Raw genomic sequence first — 15,263 nt, forward strand, 5'->3', positions numbered from 1 at the left:
GATCATCCCCGCCGCGCCCGCGCCGACCAGCGGCCGCGATGCTTCGCGACGTCGATCGGATGCCGGAACGCGCGCGTGATCGTGTCGGTGGTCAGCACCTGGTCGACCGCTCCCGCCGCGACCACCGCGCCGTCGGAGATGACCAGGGCGTGCGTGGTCGTCTCCGGCAGCTCCTCGAGGTGATGCGTCACCAGGATGCTGGTCATCTCCGGATCGTGCCGGACGAGTCCGTCCACGGTCTCGAGGAACTGCTCCCTGGCGGCGACGTCGAGTCCGGTCGTCGGCTCGTCGAGCAGCAGCAGGTCGGGCCGGATCACGAGCGCGCGGGCGATCAGCACCCGGCCCCGCTCACCCTGCGACATCGTGAACCAGTTCGCCTCTCGACGGGCGCCGAGCCCTACGACGTCGAGCATCGCCTGTGCGCGCTCCACCTCGTCGCCCTGCGGCACCCAGCGCATCGGCGTCTCCACCGTCCCGGTGATGCCGGTGAGCACCACCTCGGTCGCCGACAGCGGCGAGTCCAGCGGATGCCGCGGATTCACGTGCCCGATCCGCCGGCGCAGCGCCTGCAGGTCGACTCGGCCGATCCTGCTGCCCAGCACGTCGACGGTCCCCTCGCTCGGATGCGTCAGCGCCCCGCAGAACCCCAGGATCGTGCTCTTGCCCGCGCCGTTCGGCCCGAGCAGCGCCCATCTCTCGCCCGCCTGCACGCGGAAGGTGATGTCGCGGAGGATCGCACGACCGCCGCGGCGGAAGTGCACGTCACGCAGCTCGAGGACGGGAGAAGCCGCGGATGCGGATTCGAAGGTCGGCTTCGTCATGGATACCGGTTGCGCCGCCGTCGCCACCAACGGGTCGGCCGCCGTCATGCCAGCGCCTCGGCCAGACCGGCCAGATGAGCGCGGCTGAGAGCCGCCGCGGCATCCGCGTCGCCGCCCGCGACCGCTTCCACGAGCAGCGCGTGCGCGTCGTGGTCCGGCGCGTCTCCGTAGGAGGACCGCATCCTCAGCATGTCCGTCATCGCCATGCGGAGGCGCGGTGTGAGAGTGTCGAACAACTCGGTGAGCACCGGATTGTGCGCGGCCACGACGATCGCCCTGTGCAGCGCAAGATCGGCATCCACGTGCGCCTCGATCATCGCCCGCGGGCTCCCGTCGCCCTCCTGCGGGCGGGAGAGATCCCTGGCCGACAGCGCGCGGCGCAGCACGCGCACATCCGCCGGGGTGCGCCGACGCGCGGCGAGCGCGGCGGCCTCGCTCTCGATCGCCGTGCGCGTCTCGATGACCGCGAGGATGTCGGCGCGGCGGAGCACCTCGTCCCAGTCGTCACGCGGCTCGAGCGCCGAGACGAACACGCCCGCGCCCTGCCGGGTCACGAGCACGCCCCGGCCCGCGAGCTGACGGATCGCCTCGCGAACCGTGGAGCGCCCGACGCCGAGCTGCGGCGCCAGGGTCGTCTCGCCTGGCAGCCGCTCGCCGAGCGCCCATTCCCCGGCCCCGATGCGCTCGAGCAGCAGCTGCGCCGCCCGTTCGGCCAACGTCTCCCGCACCACTTGCGCCATAAACCAAACCTCTCTGCTTGTCTGAGGAGTTGTGTTACAGTCTAGCCATGCTTCCCCAGGGATCCCTTCTCCTTCACCGCCACGGCGGGGCCTGACACGACCGGCTCCCCCGCCGTGGGGGTTCGTCGTCGCCGGTCGACAGCATCGACCGAAGGAAGAGATCCATGAGCACGTTCCCCACTCTGTCCACACCGTCCGGACCGATCCCGCACGGCGCACCGCACTGGAATCCCCAGCGGCACTCGCAGATGCCGGCGCACCGCTATCGCGATGTCTTCTCCCGCGTCGACGTGCCCCTGCAGGACCGCCTGTGGCCGTCGACCCGGTTCACCGTCGCGCCGCTCTGGGTGCCGGTCGATCTGCGTGACGGCAACCAGGCTCTCGCCGAGCCGATGGATCCGGCGCGCAAGCGCCGCTTCTTCGAGCTCCTCGTCGCGATGGGGTACAAGGAGATCGAGGTCGGATATCCCTCGGCATCGCAGACCGACTTCGACTTCGTGCGCCTGATCGCAGAGACGGACATCGCCCCGGACGACGTGACGATCGTCGTCTTCACCCCGGCACGACGCGACCTCATCGAGCGGACGGTCGCCTCGATCGCCGGCATCCGGAACCCCGTCGTCATCCACCTCTACACCGCGACGGCGCCGATCTGGCGAGACGTCGTGCTCGGACGGGACAGGAGCGAATTGCGCGAACTGATCCTGGCCGGCGGGCGCGACGTGCTGCGCCTGGCGGGAGACCTGCCGAACGTGCGGTTCGAGTTCTCCCCCGAGGTGTTCAACCAGACCGAACCGGACTTCGCGCTGGAGATCTGCAATGCCATGACGGGGCTCTGGGACGCCTCCCCCGACCGGCCGGCCATCCTCAATCTGCCGGCCACGGTCGAGATCGCGACCCCGAACGTGTACGCCGACCAGATCGAGTACATGCACCGCCATCTCGCACGCCGAGAGGCCGTCATCCTCTCCGTCCATCCGCACAACGACCGCGGGACGGGCGTCGCGTGCGCCGAACTGGCCGTCCTCGCCGGCGCGCAGCGCGTCGAGGGGTGCGTCTTCGGCAACGGCGAGCGCACCGGGAACGTCGATCTCGCCACCCTCGCGCTGAACCTGCATGCGCAGGGCGTCGACCCGATGATCGACTTCTCCGACATCGACGAGATCCGCCGCACGGTCGAGCACTGCAACCGCATCGAAGTGCACCCGCGGCACCCCTACGTCGGCTCGCTGGTGCACACCGCCTTCAGCGGCACGCACCAGGACGCGATCCGGAAGGGCCTCGCCGAGCATCGTGCCCGAGCCGCGGCCGAGGGCCGCGACGAGCGCGAGATCTCCTGGAAGGTGCCGTACCTGCCGATCGACCCGGCCGACATCGGACGCGGCTACGAGGAGGTCATCCGGGTCAACTCCCAGTCCGGGAAAGGCGGCGTCGCGCACCTGCTCGAGAGCGCCTACGGCATCGTGCTGACCAGGGACGAGCAGATCGAGATCGCACGACGGGTGCAGCGCCACACCGATGAAACCGGCCGGGAGGTGACCGCCGAGGAGGTGCTCCGGATGCTGCGCGCGTCCGCCGCCTGAGCAGCGATCAGCCGCCGAGGATCGCCACGATCTCGCCGAACCCCAGCCGGCGGGCGTTGTCGAGCGCCGTGCGCCCCTGGGCGTCGCGGATGCCGGGATCGGCGCCGGCCGCGAGCAGCGTCTTCACGATCCGCTGTGCGTTCCCGTCGCCGCCGCCGAAGACGACGGCCTCCTGGATCGCGGTCCATCCGTTGGTGTTCACGTGGTTCAGATCGATGTCCAGCTGCACCACACGATCGATGTAGTCGGCGTGCCCGCGCTCGGCGGCCGGGTTCGCCGGCGTCCCTCCGCGGCGGTTGAGGATCGCGAGATCGGGCTCGCCCGGCAGCAGCGCCTCCAGCATCCGCACACTGCCGGTCACGCCCGTCATCACCCACGGGGTGTCCTTGCGGTGGTCGAACGCGTCGGGGTCGGCGCCCAGCGCGACGAGCAGCTGCGCGACCTCGACCCGGTCGGCCATCACCGCGTGCATCAGCGGCGTGCGCTGCAGCTCGGCATCGCGCGCCTCGAGGTCGGCGCCTGCGCGGAGCGCCAGCATCGCGGCATCCGCATCGCCGTCGTCCGCGGCGGCCAGCAGCGCGGTATCGGGGTCGGCTGGGGCCGCACCGTCCGCAGCCGCCTCGAGGATCGAGCGGGTGCCGTCCAGCCCCTGCTGCTCGGCCATCTGCAGCGGCGTGCGCCCTTCGGTGCCGGACGGCCGGTCGAGCTCCGCGCCGCCGGCGACGAGTGCGCGGACGGTCAGGTGGTAGGTCTCGCTGTCCTGTCCGAAGATCACGGCCTCGTGGATCGCCTGATACCCGATCCGGTTCACGTGGTCACGATCGATGCCTGCCTGCAGCAGCTGCCCGACGATGTACCCGTGGCCGCGCTCGGCCGCCCGGATCAGGCCCGTGCCGTTCCAGCTGTCCTTGTCGTCGATCAGCGCCTCGTTCGCGAGCGCGAGCCGCAGCAGGTCGAGATACCCCTCGCTGGTCGACACGAGATATGCCGACTGCGCGGTGTCGTCCTTCGCGTTCACATCGGCGCCCTGCGCGACGAGTTCCGTCGCTGCAGTGACGTCGTTCTGCCAGGCGGCGTCGCGCAGTGCAGCATCCAGCAGGTCCTGCGCGCTCGGCGTCGGCGCGGACGACGAGGGCGGATGCCGCGGTGCGGCGGCCGGCGCGCACGCGGCGAGGGCGGATGCCGCGGCGACGGCGAGGCCGGTGACGGCGAGGACTCTGCGCGCGAGATGACGCATGGGGGCTCCTGACGGGGACGGGACGTCCAGTCTCCCGTCACGCCTCGGCCCACGACATCGGCCGACAGGATCGACCGGCTCAGCCGATCAGATGATGCGCCGGAGGCCGTGATCGCTCCGGCGAGCTCACCAGTGCCGGTCCCGGGGCTCGGCCGGACGCTTGTCCGCGCCTCCCCAGCGCTCCGCCTCGGCCTTCGCAGCGGCGACCGCGGCGTCGGCCTCGCGCAGCGCCTCCTCGGCATCGGCCGCGCGATCCGCGTCGCTGCGCTCGTCCTTCATCTCCATGTCTCCAGAGTAGAACGCCCCCGCATGCCCACGGCGGTTTCACCCGATCGGGATGAATGGCGCACGCGCGGCGACCGGCGCACGATACTCTCCTGCTAACGTCACACCGACGATTCAGGAGGTCCCCGGTGCAACGCCCCCTTGCCGGACTCACCCGCAAGAACTTCGCCCGTGAAGTCCTCGCCGGGGTCACCCTCATCGCCATCGCGATCCCCCTGAACATCGGGTACGCGCAGATCGCGGGTCTCCCGGCGACCGCGGGGCTCTACGCCCTCGTCGTGCCCACCATCGTCTGGGCGCTGATCGTCTCGAGCCGTCAGCTGGTCGCCTCGCCGGATGCCGCGGCCGCCGCCCTGGTCGCGTCGTCGATCGGCGGGCTCGCCACCGCGGGATCGCAGAACTACCTGGTCATGGCGATGGCGCAGGCCGTCATCTGCGGCGTCATGCTCATGCTGATGTCGGTGTTCAAGCTCGGCTTCCTGGCGAACTTCCTCTCCAAGCCGATCCTGGTCGGCTTCGTCGGCGGACTGGCGCTCGACATCCTGGTCTCGCAGATCGCCAAGATGCTCGGCGTGAAGATCGACTCCGGTGGCGAGTTCGTCGAGAAGCTCACCGGACTCGTGCAGGGACTGGGCACCGTCAATGTGTGGTCGCTGCTCATCTCGGTCTGCGGTGTGCTCATCCTGCTGCTCGGCCGGCGGATCGCCCCGGTCGTGCCCTGGGCACTCGTCGTGATGGTGGTCGCCACGGTCGTGGTGCTCCTCACGCACGCCGACAAGGCGGGGGTCTCCGTGCTCGGCGAGGTGCCGGCAGGTCCGCCGACCCTCACCTGGCCGATCCTCGACTGGAGCACCTGGTTCGCGCTGATCCCGTCCGCGATCGCCCTGACCATGGTCACCGTGGCCGAGGGCCTGCTCGTCTCCCGGTCGTACGGCGAGAAGCGCGGCTACTCGACCAGCCCCAACCGCGACCTGCTCGCCTTCGGCGCCGCGAACGTCGCCGCCGGCGCGAGCGGCTCGTTCATGATGGGCTCCTCCACCAGCCGCACCGCGGCGATGGATCAGGCCGGCTCCCGCACCCAGCTCCCGTCGCTGGTGCTCGCCGTCGGCACCCTGCTCCTGCTGCTCTTCGGCACAGCGCTGCTGGCCGACATCCCGAGCCCGGCCATCGGCGCCATCGTCGGCGTCGCGGTGCTGCCGCTGCTGGGCGTCAAGGAGTTCCGCCAGCTCTGGGCGACCGACCGGTTCGAGTTCACCATCGGCGCCGTCTGCTTCCTGGTCACCCTGTTCGTCGGGTCGATCCCCGGCATCGTGGTCGCCTTCGTGCTCGCGCTGATCAACATGGCCAAGCGCGCGGCCGCCCCGGCGATCGACGTGCTCAAGGTCGACGACCAGGTCTCGCGGTCGCTGCTGGACGAGGCGCCCGAGGGCACCGTCACCGCGCCGGGCGTGGTCGTGGTCCGGATGGCCGCTCCGTTGTTCTTCGCCAACGGCTCCGTGTTCAGTGATGCCGTCAAGAAGGCCGTCACGTCGGCGGATGACGCAGGCAACGGACCGGTGAAGCACGTCGTGCTCGACATGGAGGCCGTCACCGACGTCGACGTCACGGGCGCCGAGGCGTTCGAGTCGTTGCAGGGCTGGCTCGAGCAGCAGCAGGTGTCGCTGTCGTTCAGCCGGATGCGGCCGCAGACCCACGACCGGCTCGTGAAGCTCGGCCTGCTCGGCGATCACGACACGTACCCGACCAACCGCGCCGCGGTCACGGCGCTGGCCGGCAGCTGAAAGGACACGACATGGGTTCCGTCATCGGCGACATCCTCCCCCTCGCGATCGGTGTGGCAGTCAGCCCGATCCCGATCATCGCCGCGATCCTGATGCTGCTCTCGCCGAAGGCCCGCACGACCAGCGTCGGGTTCCTGCTCGGCTGGGTCGTGGGCATCGCCCTGGCCGTCACGATCTTCACGCTGCTGTCCGCCGTGCTCCCGCAGGACGACGAAGGTGCGTCCAAGCCGATCCAGGGCGTCATCCAGATCGTCCTGGGTGCAGGGCTGCTCCTCCTCGCCGTCCGCCAGTGGCGCGGACGCCCCAAAGCCGGTGTCGAGCCGACAATGCCCGGCTGGATGAAGGCCATCGACACCATGAACTTCGGCAAGGCGGCGGGTCTGGCGCTGCTGCTCTCCGCCGTCAACCCGAAGAACCTGCTGCTCGCCGTGAGCGCGGGAGTGACGATCGGCTCAGCAGGACTCGCAGGCGGAGAGCAGACCGCCGTGATCGTCATCTTCGTGCTCCTCGGCGCATCCACCGTGCTGATCCCCGTCGTCGGCTACCTGCTCGCCGCCGACCGCCTGCGCGAAACGCTCGACAAAGTCCGGGAGTGGCTGGTGCAGGAGAACGCCGTCATCATGGCAGTATTGCTCCTTGTCATCGGTGTGAACCTCATCGGCAAGGGCATCGGCAGCTTCTGATTTCGGAACGACCGAACAACAACCTCAAACAGGGAGACAAACAATGGGATTCTGGGATTTCTTCTGGTACATGATCTGGGCGTTCTTCTTCATCGCCTACCTCATGGTGCTGTTCTCGATCATCGGGGACATCTTCCGCGACCGTAAGCTCAACGGCTGGCTCAAGGCGGTCTGGATCATCTTCCTGATCTTCGTGCCGTTCCTCACCGCGCTGGTCTACCTGATCGCGCGCGGCCAGGGCATGGCCGAGCGCAGTGCAGAGCAGGCGCAGCAGGCGAAGGACGCCACCGACGCCTACATCCGCAACACTGCGGGCAAGAGCGCTTCGGACGAGATCGCGGACGCGGCCAAGCTGCTCGCGGCCGGCACCATCACCACCGAGGAGTACGAGAAGCTGAAGGCCAAGGCCCTCGCCTGATCGGCATCCTCCGATAGCAGTGCATCCGAAGGGGGTGTCGGACGGCGTCCGGCACCCCCTTCTGTCGAAAGGAAGAAAGCGTGACTGAATTCCGTTACGGTCCCCTCGAGTACACGCTCGTGGGATTCGAAGGCGAAAAGCCGGATGCGTCGGTGATCGACGCTCTCACCGAGATGCTCAGCACCGGTCTGGTGCGCCTGGTCGATTTCCTGCTGATCTCGAAATCCGACGCCGGCGATGTGACCGTCGTCGAGGTCGAGGACGACCCGGACGGTCTGGATCTCGGTGACCTCGCCCTGGCCGCCTCCGGCATCACCGGCGAGGAGGACATCGCCGAGTTCGCCGAGCTGGTGCCGCCGGGCACCTCCGCCGCGCTGGTCGCGCTGGAGATGACCTACCAGCGCGAGCTGGCACGCCGCTTCGCGGCATCCGGAGGAGTCGTGCTGCGGCACGAGCGCATCCCCGCGCCCGTCGTGAACGCGCTCATCGACCACATCGAGAACGAAGGAGCCTGACATGCCGATGTTCCGCAGGATCGGACGCCCCGGCCTGGTCGGCCTCGCCGCCCGCACCGCCGTCGTCGCCGGCACCGCCGGTGCCGTGACCGGCGCGATGGCCAACCACCAGCAGCGCAAGGCGCAGGAGCAGTACGAGCAGGAGCAGTACGAGGCCGCTCAGCAGCAGGCGCAGGTGGATGCTGCGGCCCAGGCCGCCGCCGCGCAGTACGCGGCTCCGGTCCCCGCCGCGCCGGCTGCCCCCGCGGCTCCCGCCGGCGGCACCGACGTCGTCGCCGAGCTGCAGAAGCTCGCGACCCTCAAGCAGCAGGGTCTGCTCAGCGACGCGGAGTTCGACGCCGCCAAGGCGAAGCTGCTCGGCTAGGACGAGACGATGATCCCTGGGGTGGAGAGGATGTGCTCGTGGGCCAGCTGATCGTCCAGCTCATCCCGACCGCCCTGGGGATCGCCTGAAAGACTGACGCCATGCCCGATCTCTCCGCACAGTTCGCCGGCATCCAGTGGTGGCAGCTGCTGGTCGCCGTGATCATCGTCATCCTCGGTTGGGTGGCCGCACATTTCGTGCACAAGGGGACGGCGGCGCTCCTGGGCAGGGTGCCGAACATGCCGGAGGGCTACGTCCAGCCGGTCGCCCGTGGCGCCGAGTACCTCGTGATCGCGTTCGGCATCGGTCTCGCGCTCGCGATCCTCGGCGCGAACATCCAGCCCGTGCTCGCCGTCGTCATCCTCGTCGGCGTCGTCATCGTGCTGGTGCTGCGGGGCACGGCCGACAACTTCGCCTCGAGCGTGATGATCCAGTCGCGGCGCACCGTCGAGGTCGGCGACATCGTGCAGGTGGACACTCCGGACGGCGCGATGACCGGCACCGTCACCGAGCTCAACGCCCGCGCGATCATCCTGGTGACCGCGGACGGCGCGACCGTCCACGTGCCCAATTCCAAGCTGCTCTCGGACTCGGTCGTCAACCTCTCCTCGCACGGGAAGGGCCGCGGTCAGGTGCAGGTGCGGATGGAGCGCCGCGACGACGACACCGTCGAGGCGCTGCTCGCGAGGCTCACCGGGGTCACCGGCACGGCATCCCCGTCGGTCTCCGACCCCGTGGCGACAGTCCAGGCGGTGTCGCCCGAGCGTGTGATCGCGACCGTCAGGTTCTGGCATCCGCCGGCCGACGGCGTCCCGGCCACGTCGGATGTCGTCCGCGCACTCGCGGATGCGTTCCACGCGGAGAAGCGAGCGGCGACCGTGAGCAGCGCGGAGGCTCTGCCGCCGCTCACGCCGCCCGACTCGGTCTGATTCCCGCGGCCGCGACGGCCGGTCAGGCGCCCTTCGGCTCCTCGTGCTCGTCCGGAGCCGGGATCTCGCCCGGCCGGTACCTGGGCAGGCGGGACGCAGGGATGGCCGCCAGAAGGCTGATGCCGGCGAGGATGAGGAACCCGAGCCGGAGCGTGCGCAGACGCTGCTCCTCGTTCAGGGCGACGGCCGCCTCGACCTGCGCCTCGTCCGCATCCGTGCGCTCCAGTGCGGTGCGCAGGTCGTCGTTGCTGATGAAGTTCACATTGTCGAGGGGCACCTGCGCGACCAGTTCCGGCGGCAGCTCCGGATGCTCGGCGACGGCGCTCCCGATGCCGAAGCTCAGCGTGGTCACCAGCACGGCGCCCATGACGGCGGTGCCGACTGCGGAGGCGAGGTTCTGCGTGGTGCCGCGGATCGACCCCACATCTCCGGCGAGCTCCTTGGGTGCCGCGGTGACCAGCACGTTGAACACCAGCGTGACCAGGGCGCCCTGGCCGATGCCGAACACGATCAGGCCGAGGATCGTCGGGACGGTCTCCCAGTTGTTCGTCACGACGAACGACAGCCAGATCAGCGCGGCGGTGGTGAGCCCGAACGAGAACAGCGCGATCGCGCGCGGGGTGTACCGCTTGTAGAACCGCACGATGAGCGTCGCGGTGACGAAGACGGTGAGGTTGAACGGCATCATCGCCAGCGAGGTGTCGAAGGGCGTGCGACCCTGCACGACCTGGATGTAGGTCGGCACGGTGAAGTTCACGGCCGCCTCCATCGCCACGATGATGAACATCGCGTACACGGCCGCACGCTCGCGCTTGTGCCCGAGCACGCCGAGGTCGACGAGGGGCACCAGTCCCCGGCGCATCCGGCGCCTGGTCCACAGGAAGAAGCACTGACCGAGCACGATGCCGAGCACCACGAGGATCGGCGCGGGTGACATGCCGCCGACGCTGAACGGCGCGCCGTCGCGGGCGTACAGGATGCCCCAGCCGTTCAGGTTGTTGAACCCGACAGTCAGCAGCACGATGGCCGCACCGATCAGCAGCGAGGCGACGAGGTCGATCTTGACGTCGGAGTCGCCCCTGTCGGATCGCAGCTTGAAGCTCAGCAGGAAGACCGCGACGGCGATGCCCAGCGTGATCATGAAGATCGGCCGCCAGCCGACGAGGGTACCCAGCGTGCCACCGAGGAAGAAGGCGGTGACGCCCGAGATGGCGCGCGCCGAGCCGAGCGATCCGACCGCGGTGGCCTGCTGGTCGCCCCGGTAGTTCTCCGCGATCAGCGCGACGAGCGCCGGCACGATGATCGCGGCGGCGGCACCCGCGAGCACCTGCCCCGCGATCGCCCAGCCCATGGTGGGCGAGAGGATCATGATCAGCGAGGATGCCGCGAAGACGACGAGCACCATGCGGAAGATGAGCACCCAGCCGATGCGCTGGCCGAGCTTCGCCCCGGTCATCACCAGCGCGGCGACCGCGAGGCCGTAGACCACGATGGTGGAGCTCGCGACGGTCGGCGGGACCTCGAAGTCCTGCACCATCCCGCCGAGCGAGATCGGCAGTGCGGCCACGTTGAACGACATGAGCACCTGTGCGAGGAACAGGCCGATCATCGGCACCCAGGAGCGGCGCTCCTCGGTCGAGGGGGTGGTCTCTGAGGGAGCGGTCATCGTGCGACTCCGTTCTCGGTTCCGTTCCATCGCGCGGAGGCGAAGAGATTGAGCCCGAGCGCGCGGGACAGGTACGCGCAGGCACGCTGCGCACGGATGCTGTTGCCCGCTCCGTCGAGCAGCGGCGAGAAGGCGCCGACGGCGCCCTTGCCCGGTGAGATCGCGACCATGCCGCCGGACACCCCGGACTTCGCCGGCAGCCCGATCTCGAAGAGCCACTCCCCCGATCGCTCGTACAACCCGCAGGAGGCGAGCACCGAGAGCGTGTCCCGGCAGACCTCCGCCGACACGACCTGCTCGCCGGTGAGCGGGTTCATCCCGCCGTCGGCGAGGGTCGCGCCCATGACCGCGAGATCATGTGCGGTGACCGACAGCGAGCACTGTCGCGTGTAGACGTCGACGGTCTCGGCGGGGTCGCCGTCCAGCCGGTCGTAGCTCTGCAGCAGCTGCGCGATCGCACGGTTGCGGTGGTTCGTCTCGGATTCGGAGCGGTACACCTCTTCGTCGACCTCGAGCGTGCGGCCGGCGAAGCGCGAGAGTCCGTCGTGCAGGTGAGCCCAGCGCTCCTCGGCATCCGCTCCGGGCAGCAGCGCCGTCGTGGCGATCGCCCCGGCGTTGACCATCGGGTTCATCGGGCTGCCGCCGTTCAGTTCGACGGCGACGACGGAGTTGAAGGCGAGTCCGGTGTTGTTCACGCCGACCCGCTGGTGCACGCGTTCGTGCCCGATCGCCGTGCACGCCAGTGCGAAGACGAAGGCCTTCGAGATCGACTGGATGGTGAACGCGACGTCGACGTCGCCCACTTCGTGCACGGTACCGGTGGCCCCGACCAGGCTCAGACCGAACCACTCCGGATTCGCTCTGGCCAGCGCCGGGATGTAGTCGGCGACGGTGCCCTCGTCATGCCCGGCGTACCGATCATGCGCAGTGCGCAAGAGCTCGTCGACCAGATCGGCGGCAGGCAGGTCACCCGTCGACGTGCGCTGCGCGACATCGAGAACGTCGGCTTCGAACATGGTTCTCCCTCCGTCTCCTGCTCCCCCGTGCCCTCCCAGACGACTTCATTGTTCCGCATCCCTCGCGGCCGCACGCCCACGGCCCGCTCGAAGAGGTGAACCCAGGCGAGTATCGCGCCGAAGGCGACGATCTCGAACACCGTCAGCGTGATCCAGCCCACGATCAGCAGCCCCATGCCGACGAGGATCGCGGGTGCCACGATCAGGGTCGCGATCCGCAGCGTCCGAGACACCTGCCACAGCCCGACGCGATGCACGATCAGGAGGATCGCGAACGAGAGCACGACGCCGTTGGTCGCGCGATCGTGCGCGAGCGGATCCACCGACAGCGGGAACAGCCCGATGCCGCTCAGACTGGCGCCGAGGCCGGCCACCGCCAGCGACAGCAGCGCGGGGATCCGGCCGGTGAGCGTCGCGGACGCGGTCAGGACGGCGCGCAGCGGAACCGCCGATGCCGCGATGATCATGCCGCTGACGATGAGCCCGCCGTTGAAGAAGCCGCTGGAGAGATCCCCCGTCATGCCGAGACGGCTGAAATACAGCCGCCACCATCCGTGATCAGGGGTACCCGCCGCCGACATGGCGATCGACAGGCAGAGCAGAACCGCCGCGCAGAGCACCCACGTCGGCCTCGGCGCGCGCACCAGCGCCCGCCGGGTCGTCGTCATCACGAGGATCACAGCGGTTGTTCGGATTCGTCGTTCGGGTGGTGCGACGCGGAGCAGCGCATGACCCTATGATCGCCCGATCTCGATGAACGGACAACGCTCGGGAATCCGGGCGACATACGGTGGCGGCTCAGAGGTCCTCCGGAGAGATGTCCCCCTGGCCGTCCTCGCCGAGCTCGGCGACTTCCGGATCGGCCCCCTGCGTCTCCGGCTGGGCTTCCGGACGGGGCAGGTCCTCGGCCGGGATCTCGTCCTCCGGATCGGGGATCTCGTCCGGATCCCGTCCGGTTGCGGTGGCGGCCTCATCTTCCGCGCTCCCCGCGTCCTCCCACTCGCGCTGGGCGGGATCGGACTCGGGGTCGCTCCGCGTCGTGGCATCCGCATCGCGCAACGGGCGGATCTCCTCCCCGCCGTGCATCGAACCGCTGTCCTCCATGGTGTGCTCCTCTCTTCGCACACCACTCTGCGGCCACTCCCTCCCGCGGGCGAGGGGGTTGATGCGCGCCTGTACCGGCGCTAGCCTCGTCTGCCGCTCATCCGAGATGGCGGCCGGCGGCACCGCGGCGGCCCCACCCGGAACTGCTCATGGCCGGCTGCTCAGGCGGCATCCGGCTGCTGGGCCCACAGGTCCGGCCCGAAGACCTCGTAGTGGATGCGCTCACTCGGGATCCCCCGCGACAGCAGCGTCGCGCGCGACGCGCGCATGAACGGCAGCGGGCCGCACATGAAGACCGTGGCGTCGTCCGGCACGTCGACGTCGGCGAGATCCATGTAACCGGACAGCGCCGGATGCAGCGTGGGCGCGAGCTCGGCGTCCTTCTCGTACCAGTTCTGCGCCCGCGCGTCGTCCATGGCGAGCACCTGCCGGCGCAGCGACGCGTACAGCGCGTGCGTGTCGTGCGCGCGATCGGCGTGGAACAGGCGCACGGTGCGCTGCGGCTGGCGCCGGGACAGATCCTCGAGGATGGCGGCGACCGGGGTGATGCCGATGCCGGCCGAGACGAGCACGAGGGGGCGGTCGGTGTCGTCGAGCACGACATCGCCGGAGGGCTGCGAGACGTCGAGCACGGTGCCCGGCTGCGCGTTCTCGAACAGCCAGGTGGAGACCTGTCCGTCCGGGGCGCCGGCCACCCCGCGGACACGCTTGATCGTGACGCGCAGCGCGTCGCCGCGCGGTCCGGACGAGATCGTGTACTGCCGCGGCTGCCGCGATCCGTCTGGCAGATCGACGGCGATCGCGACGTACTGACCGGTGCGGTGCGACGGCGTCTCACCTTCGATCGGCGCGAGCACCAGCGAGAACGCCTCCTCGGACTCCTCGAGACGCTCGACCACCCGGTACTGCCGCCAAGGCTGTTCGGGATCGGTGCCGCCGAGGGCGTACAGCTTGCCCTCCTCGGCGATCAGCGAGCACCCGAACAGCCAGTAGACCTCGTCCCACGCGGCGCGCACCTCCGGTGTCACGGCGTCGCCGAGCACGGTGCCGACCGCGTCGAGCAGATGACGGCCGACGATCGTGTACTGCCGGGCCTGGATGCCGAGCGACACGTGCTTGTGGGCGATGCGGCGCATCACAGGGGTGAAGTCCGGGGCATCCGGATCGATGAGCTGCACGGCGAAGGCGACCACCGATGCCGCGAGGGCCTTGGGCTGCTCGCCGATCGCCTGATTGGCGCGGTTGAAGACGTTCAGCAGTTCGGGGTGCGCGGCGAACATGGCCGGATAGAACACCCTGGTGATCTCCTCCGCGTGCTCGGCGACGACGCCGGCGGTGGCGCGGACGATGGCTTCGGACTCCGGTGTGAGCTGCAAGGTGGTTCCTTTCCCGGGGCGGATCACGGCTGCTCCGACTCTCGCGAAGCCGCGTTCGCTGCACCGGTGGTTGCACCGTTTTTATCCGGCTCGCTCTCGGGCGCCGTGTTCGTGCCCGCGGGTACGTTCGGGGCATGCCCCGACGCGCGCACGACTTCCGCGGCCTGACCCAGCCGCGCCGGATGCAGCTGCTGCACGCCGTGCAGCGGGTGCCGGGCCGCCGAGCCGGCGAGCTGGCATCGGAGTGCGGCATCCCGCTGAACACCGTGCGCGACCACCTTCGCGTGCTCGAGGACGAGGGGCTGATCCGCTCCGAGACGGTGCAGGTCGGGACCCGCGGCAGGCCGCCGGTGATCTTCCATCCGGTGCAGGACACGTCGTCGAGCGCGACGGCGTCCGCTCGGGTGTCCGGGGCCGTCGAGCGCGGGAGACTGCTGCGCGCCGTGACGCGGACGGCGGCCTCCACGCCCCTCGCCGCGGACGCGCAGCGTCAGGTCGACGTGCTCTACGAGCACCTGGATGACGCCGGACTGGAGCCCTCGGTGGACGAGGGCGCGCTGACCTTCGACCTGGCGCCCTGCCGCTATCACGACATGATCGACGAGGAGCGCGCGCTGGTCTGCGGGGTGCATGCACGTCTCGTGCAGGACGTGCTCCGGCAGGCCGAGGGACCGCTCGCGCTGCGCCGGCTCGAGCCGTTCGTGACCGCGCACCGCTGTCGGCTCGTGCTGTCGGAGTCGTGACG

17 protein-coding genes are annotated in these 15,263 nt (G+C 69.8%); 8 read left to right on the forward strand and 9 right to left on the reverse strand.

Annotated elements, in window-relative coordinates:
* Positions 1 to 2: 2 nt before the first annotated feature.
* Together GON06_RS14010 and GON06_RS14015 are read right to left on the reverse strand one after the other, a co-directional pair.
* A complete protein-coding gene (locus tag GON06_RS14010) occupies positions 3 to 869 on the reverse strand; it encodes an ABC transporter ATP-binding protein (RefSeq protein WP_232528470.1) in 867 nt (288 codons plus the stop codon).
* On the reverse strand, positions 866 to 1,561 hold the full coding sequence (locus tag GON06_RS14015) for a FadR/GntR family transcriptional regulator (protein WP_157312856.1): 696 nt from the start codon (positions 1,559 to 1,561) through the stop codon (positions 866 to 868). Before GON06_RS14015 ends, GON06_RS14010 begins: the two co-directional genes overlap by 4 nt.
* Before the next feature lie 164 nt (positions 1,562 to 1,725).
* Between GON06_RS14015 and GON06_RS14020 the strand changes: the two genes are divergently transcribed.
* Positions 1,726 to 3,144 carry a 2-isopropylmalate synthase gene (locus GON06_RS14020; protein WP_157312857.1) on the forward strand — a complete coding sequence of 473 codons (1,419 nt, stop codon included), beginning with the start codon at positions 1,726 to 1,728 and terminating at the stop codon, positions 3,142 to 3,144.
* Positions 3,145 to 3,151: 7 nt separating this feature from the next.
* Here GON06_RS14020 and GON06_RS14025 read toward each other — a convergent pair whose 3' ends face one another.
* A complete protein-coding gene (locus GON06_RS14025) occupies positions 3,152 to 4,381 on the reverse strand; it encodes an ankyrin repeat domain-containing protein (protein WP_157312858.1) in 1,230 nt (409 codons plus the stop codon).
* Positions 4,382 to 4,507: 126 nt separating this feature from the next.
* Entirely contained in the window at positions 4,508 to 4,666 is a 159-nt protein-coding gene (locus GON06_RS14030) for a hypothetical protein (protein ID WP_157312859.1), read from the reverse strand.
* Positions 4,667 to 4,794: 128 nt separating this feature from the next.
* On the opposite strand from GON06_RS14030, the gene GON06_RS14035 reads away from it, so the two are divergent.
* The 6 genes from GON06_RS14035 to GON06_RS14060 all read left to right on the forward strand — a co-directional run bounded on the left by GON06_RS14035 (position 4,795) and on the right by GON06_RS14060 (position 9,356).
* Positions 4,795 to 6,447: a SulP family inorganic anion transporter gene (locus GON06_RS14035; protein ID WP_332837564.1), complete on the forward strand. Its 1,653-nt coding sequence runs from the start codon at positions 4,795 to 4,797 to the stop codon at positions 6,445 to 6,447.
* An 11-nt stretch (positions 6,448 to 6,458) separates the two neighbouring features.
* A complete protein-coding gene (locus tag GON06_RS14040; RefSeq protein WP_157312861.1) occupies positions 6,459 to 7,130 on the forward strand; it encodes a GAP family protein in 672 nt (223 codons plus the stop codon).
* Positions 7,131 to 7,173: 43 nt separating this feature from the next.
* Complete coding sequence (locus GON06_RS14045; RefSeq protein WP_157312862.1) at positions 7,174 to 7,548, forward strand: SHOCT domain-containing protein; 375 nt, start codon at positions 7,174 to 7,176, stop codon at positions 7,546 to 7,548.
* Positions 7,549 to 7,628: 80 nt separating this feature from the next.
* Positions 7,629 to 8,063: a DUF6325 family protein gene (locus GON06_RS14050; protein WP_198346704.1), complete on the forward strand. Its 435-nt coding sequence runs from the start codon at positions 7,629 to 7,631 to the stop codon at positions 8,061 to 8,063.
* 1 nt (position 8,064) lies between these two features.
* Complete coding sequence (locus GON06_RS14055; RefSeq protein WP_157312863.1) at positions 8,065 to 8,427, forward strand: SHOCT domain-containing protein; 363 nt, start codon at positions 8,065 to 8,067, stop codon at positions 8,425 to 8,427.
* Between the two features lie 101 nt (positions 8,428 to 8,528).
* Positions 8,529 to 9,356, forward strand: coding sequence for a mechanosensitive ion channel family protein (locus GON06_RS14060; RefSeq protein WP_157312864.1), 828 nt, complete (start codon positions 8,529 to 8,531; stop codon positions 9,354 to 9,356).
* Positions 9,357 to 9,378: 22 nt separating this feature from the next.
* Here GON06_RS14060 and GON06_RS14065 read toward each other — a convergent pair whose 3' ends face one another.
* The 5 genes from GON06_RS14065 to GON06_RS14085 form a co-directional block, all read right to left on the reverse strand.
* Positions 9,379 to 11,022: an MFS transporter gene (locus GON06_RS14065; protein WP_232528471.1), complete on the reverse strand. Its 1,644-nt coding sequence runs from the start codon at positions 11,020 to 11,022 to the stop codon at positions 9,379 to 9,381.
* Entirely contained in the window at positions 11,019 to 11,957 is a 939-nt protein-coding gene (gene glsA, locus GON06_RS14070) for a glutaminase A (RefSeq protein ID WP_232528493.1), read from the reverse strand. The genes GON06_RS14065 and glsA overlap by 4 nt, the downstream gene beginning before the upstream one ends.
* The gene (locus GON06_RS18830; protein ID WP_157312866.1) at positions 11,858 to 12,706 is read right to left on the reverse strand and encodes a DUF998 domain-containing protein; all 849 of its coding nucleotides are present in this window, start codon (positions 12,704 to 12,706) and stop codon (positions 11,858 to 11,860) included. The genes glsA and GON06_RS18830 overlap by 100 nt, the downstream gene beginning before the upstream one ends.
* Positions 12,707 to 12,836: 130 nt before the next feature.
* Positions 12,837 to 13,142, reverse strand: a complete 306-nt coding sequence (locus GON06_RS14080; protein ID WP_157312867.1) for a sugar ABC transporter ATPase — start codon at positions 13,140 to 13,142, stop codon at positions 12,837 to 12,839.
* 161 nt (positions 13,143 to 13,303) lie between these two features.
* Positions 13,304 to 14,518: a globin domain-containing protein gene (locus GON06_RS14085; RefSeq protein ID WP_157312868.1), complete on the reverse strand. Its 1,215-nt coding sequence runs from the start codon at positions 14,516 to 14,518 to the stop codon at positions 13,304 to 13,306.
* Positions 14,519 to 14,652: 134 nt separating this feature from the next.
* Between GON06_RS14085 and GON06_RS14090 the strand changes: the two genes are divergently transcribed.
* Positions 14,653 to 15,261 (forward strand): helix-turn-helix domain-containing protein, encoded by a 609-nt coding sequence (locus GON06_RS14090; RefSeq protein WP_157312869.1) that lies wholly within the window; start codon positions 14,653 to 14,655, stop codon positions 15,259 to 15,261.
* Positions 15,262 to 15,263 lie beyond the last annotated feature (2 nt).

This window comes from Microbacterium sp. MAH-37 (assembly GCF_009758255.1).
Taxonomy (GTDB): Bacteria; Actinomycetota; Actinomycetes; order Actinomycetales; family Microbacteriaceae; genus Microbacterium.

Coding starts and splice junctions, on each gene's coding strand:
- GON06_RS14015 (WP_157312856.1), bottom strand. CDS start 1,561: ATGGCGCAAGTGGTGCGGGAGACGTTGGCCGAACGGGCGGCGCAGCTG.
- GON06_RS14080 (WP_157312867.1), bottom strand. CDS start 13,142: ATGGAGGACAGCGGTTCGATGCACGGCGGGGAGGAGATCCGCCCGTTG.
- GON06_RS14090 (WP_157312869.1), top strand. CDS start 14,653: ATGCCCCGACGCGCGCACGACTTCCGCGGCCTGACCCAGCCGCGCCGG.
- GON06_RS18830 (WP_157312866.1), bottom strand. CDS start 12,706: ATGACGACGACCCGGCGGGCGCTGGTGCGCGCGCCGAGGCCGACGTGG.
- GON06_RS14055 (WP_157312863.1), top strand. CDS start 8,065: ATGCCGATGTTCCGCAGGATCGGACGCCCCGGCCTGGTCGGCCTCGCC.
- GON06_RS14030 (WP_157312859.1), bottom strand. CDS start 4,666: ATGGAGATGAAGGACGAGCGCAGCGACGCGGATCGCGCGGCCGATGCC.
- GON06_RS14010 (WP_232528470.1), bottom strand. CDS start 869: ATGACGGCGGCCGACCCGTTGGTGGCGACGGCGGCGCAACCGGTATCC.
- GON06_RS14045 (WP_157312862.1), top strand. CDS start 7,174: ATGGGATTCTGGGATTTCTTCTGGTACATGATCTGGGCGTTCTTCTTC.
- GON06_RS14060 (WP_157312864.1), top strand. CDS start 8,529: ATGCCCGATCTCTCCGCACAGTTCGCCGGCATCCAGTGGTGGCAGCTG.
- GON06_RS14025 (WP_157312858.1), bottom strand. CDS start 4,381: ATGCGTCATCTCGCGCGCAGAGTCCTCGCCGTCACCGGCCTCGCCGTC.
- GON06_RS14020 (WP_157312857.1), top strand. CDS start 1,726: ATGAGCACGTTCCCCACTCTGTCCACACCGTCCGGACCGATCCCGCAC.
- GON06_RS14065 (WP_232528471.1), bottom strand. CDS start 11,022: ATGACCGCTCCCTCAGAGACCACCCCCTCGACCGAGGAGCGCCGCTCC.
- GON06_RS14040 (WP_157312861.1), top strand. CDS start 6,459: ATGGGTTCCGTCATCGGCGACATCCTCCCCCTCGCGATCGGTGTGGCA.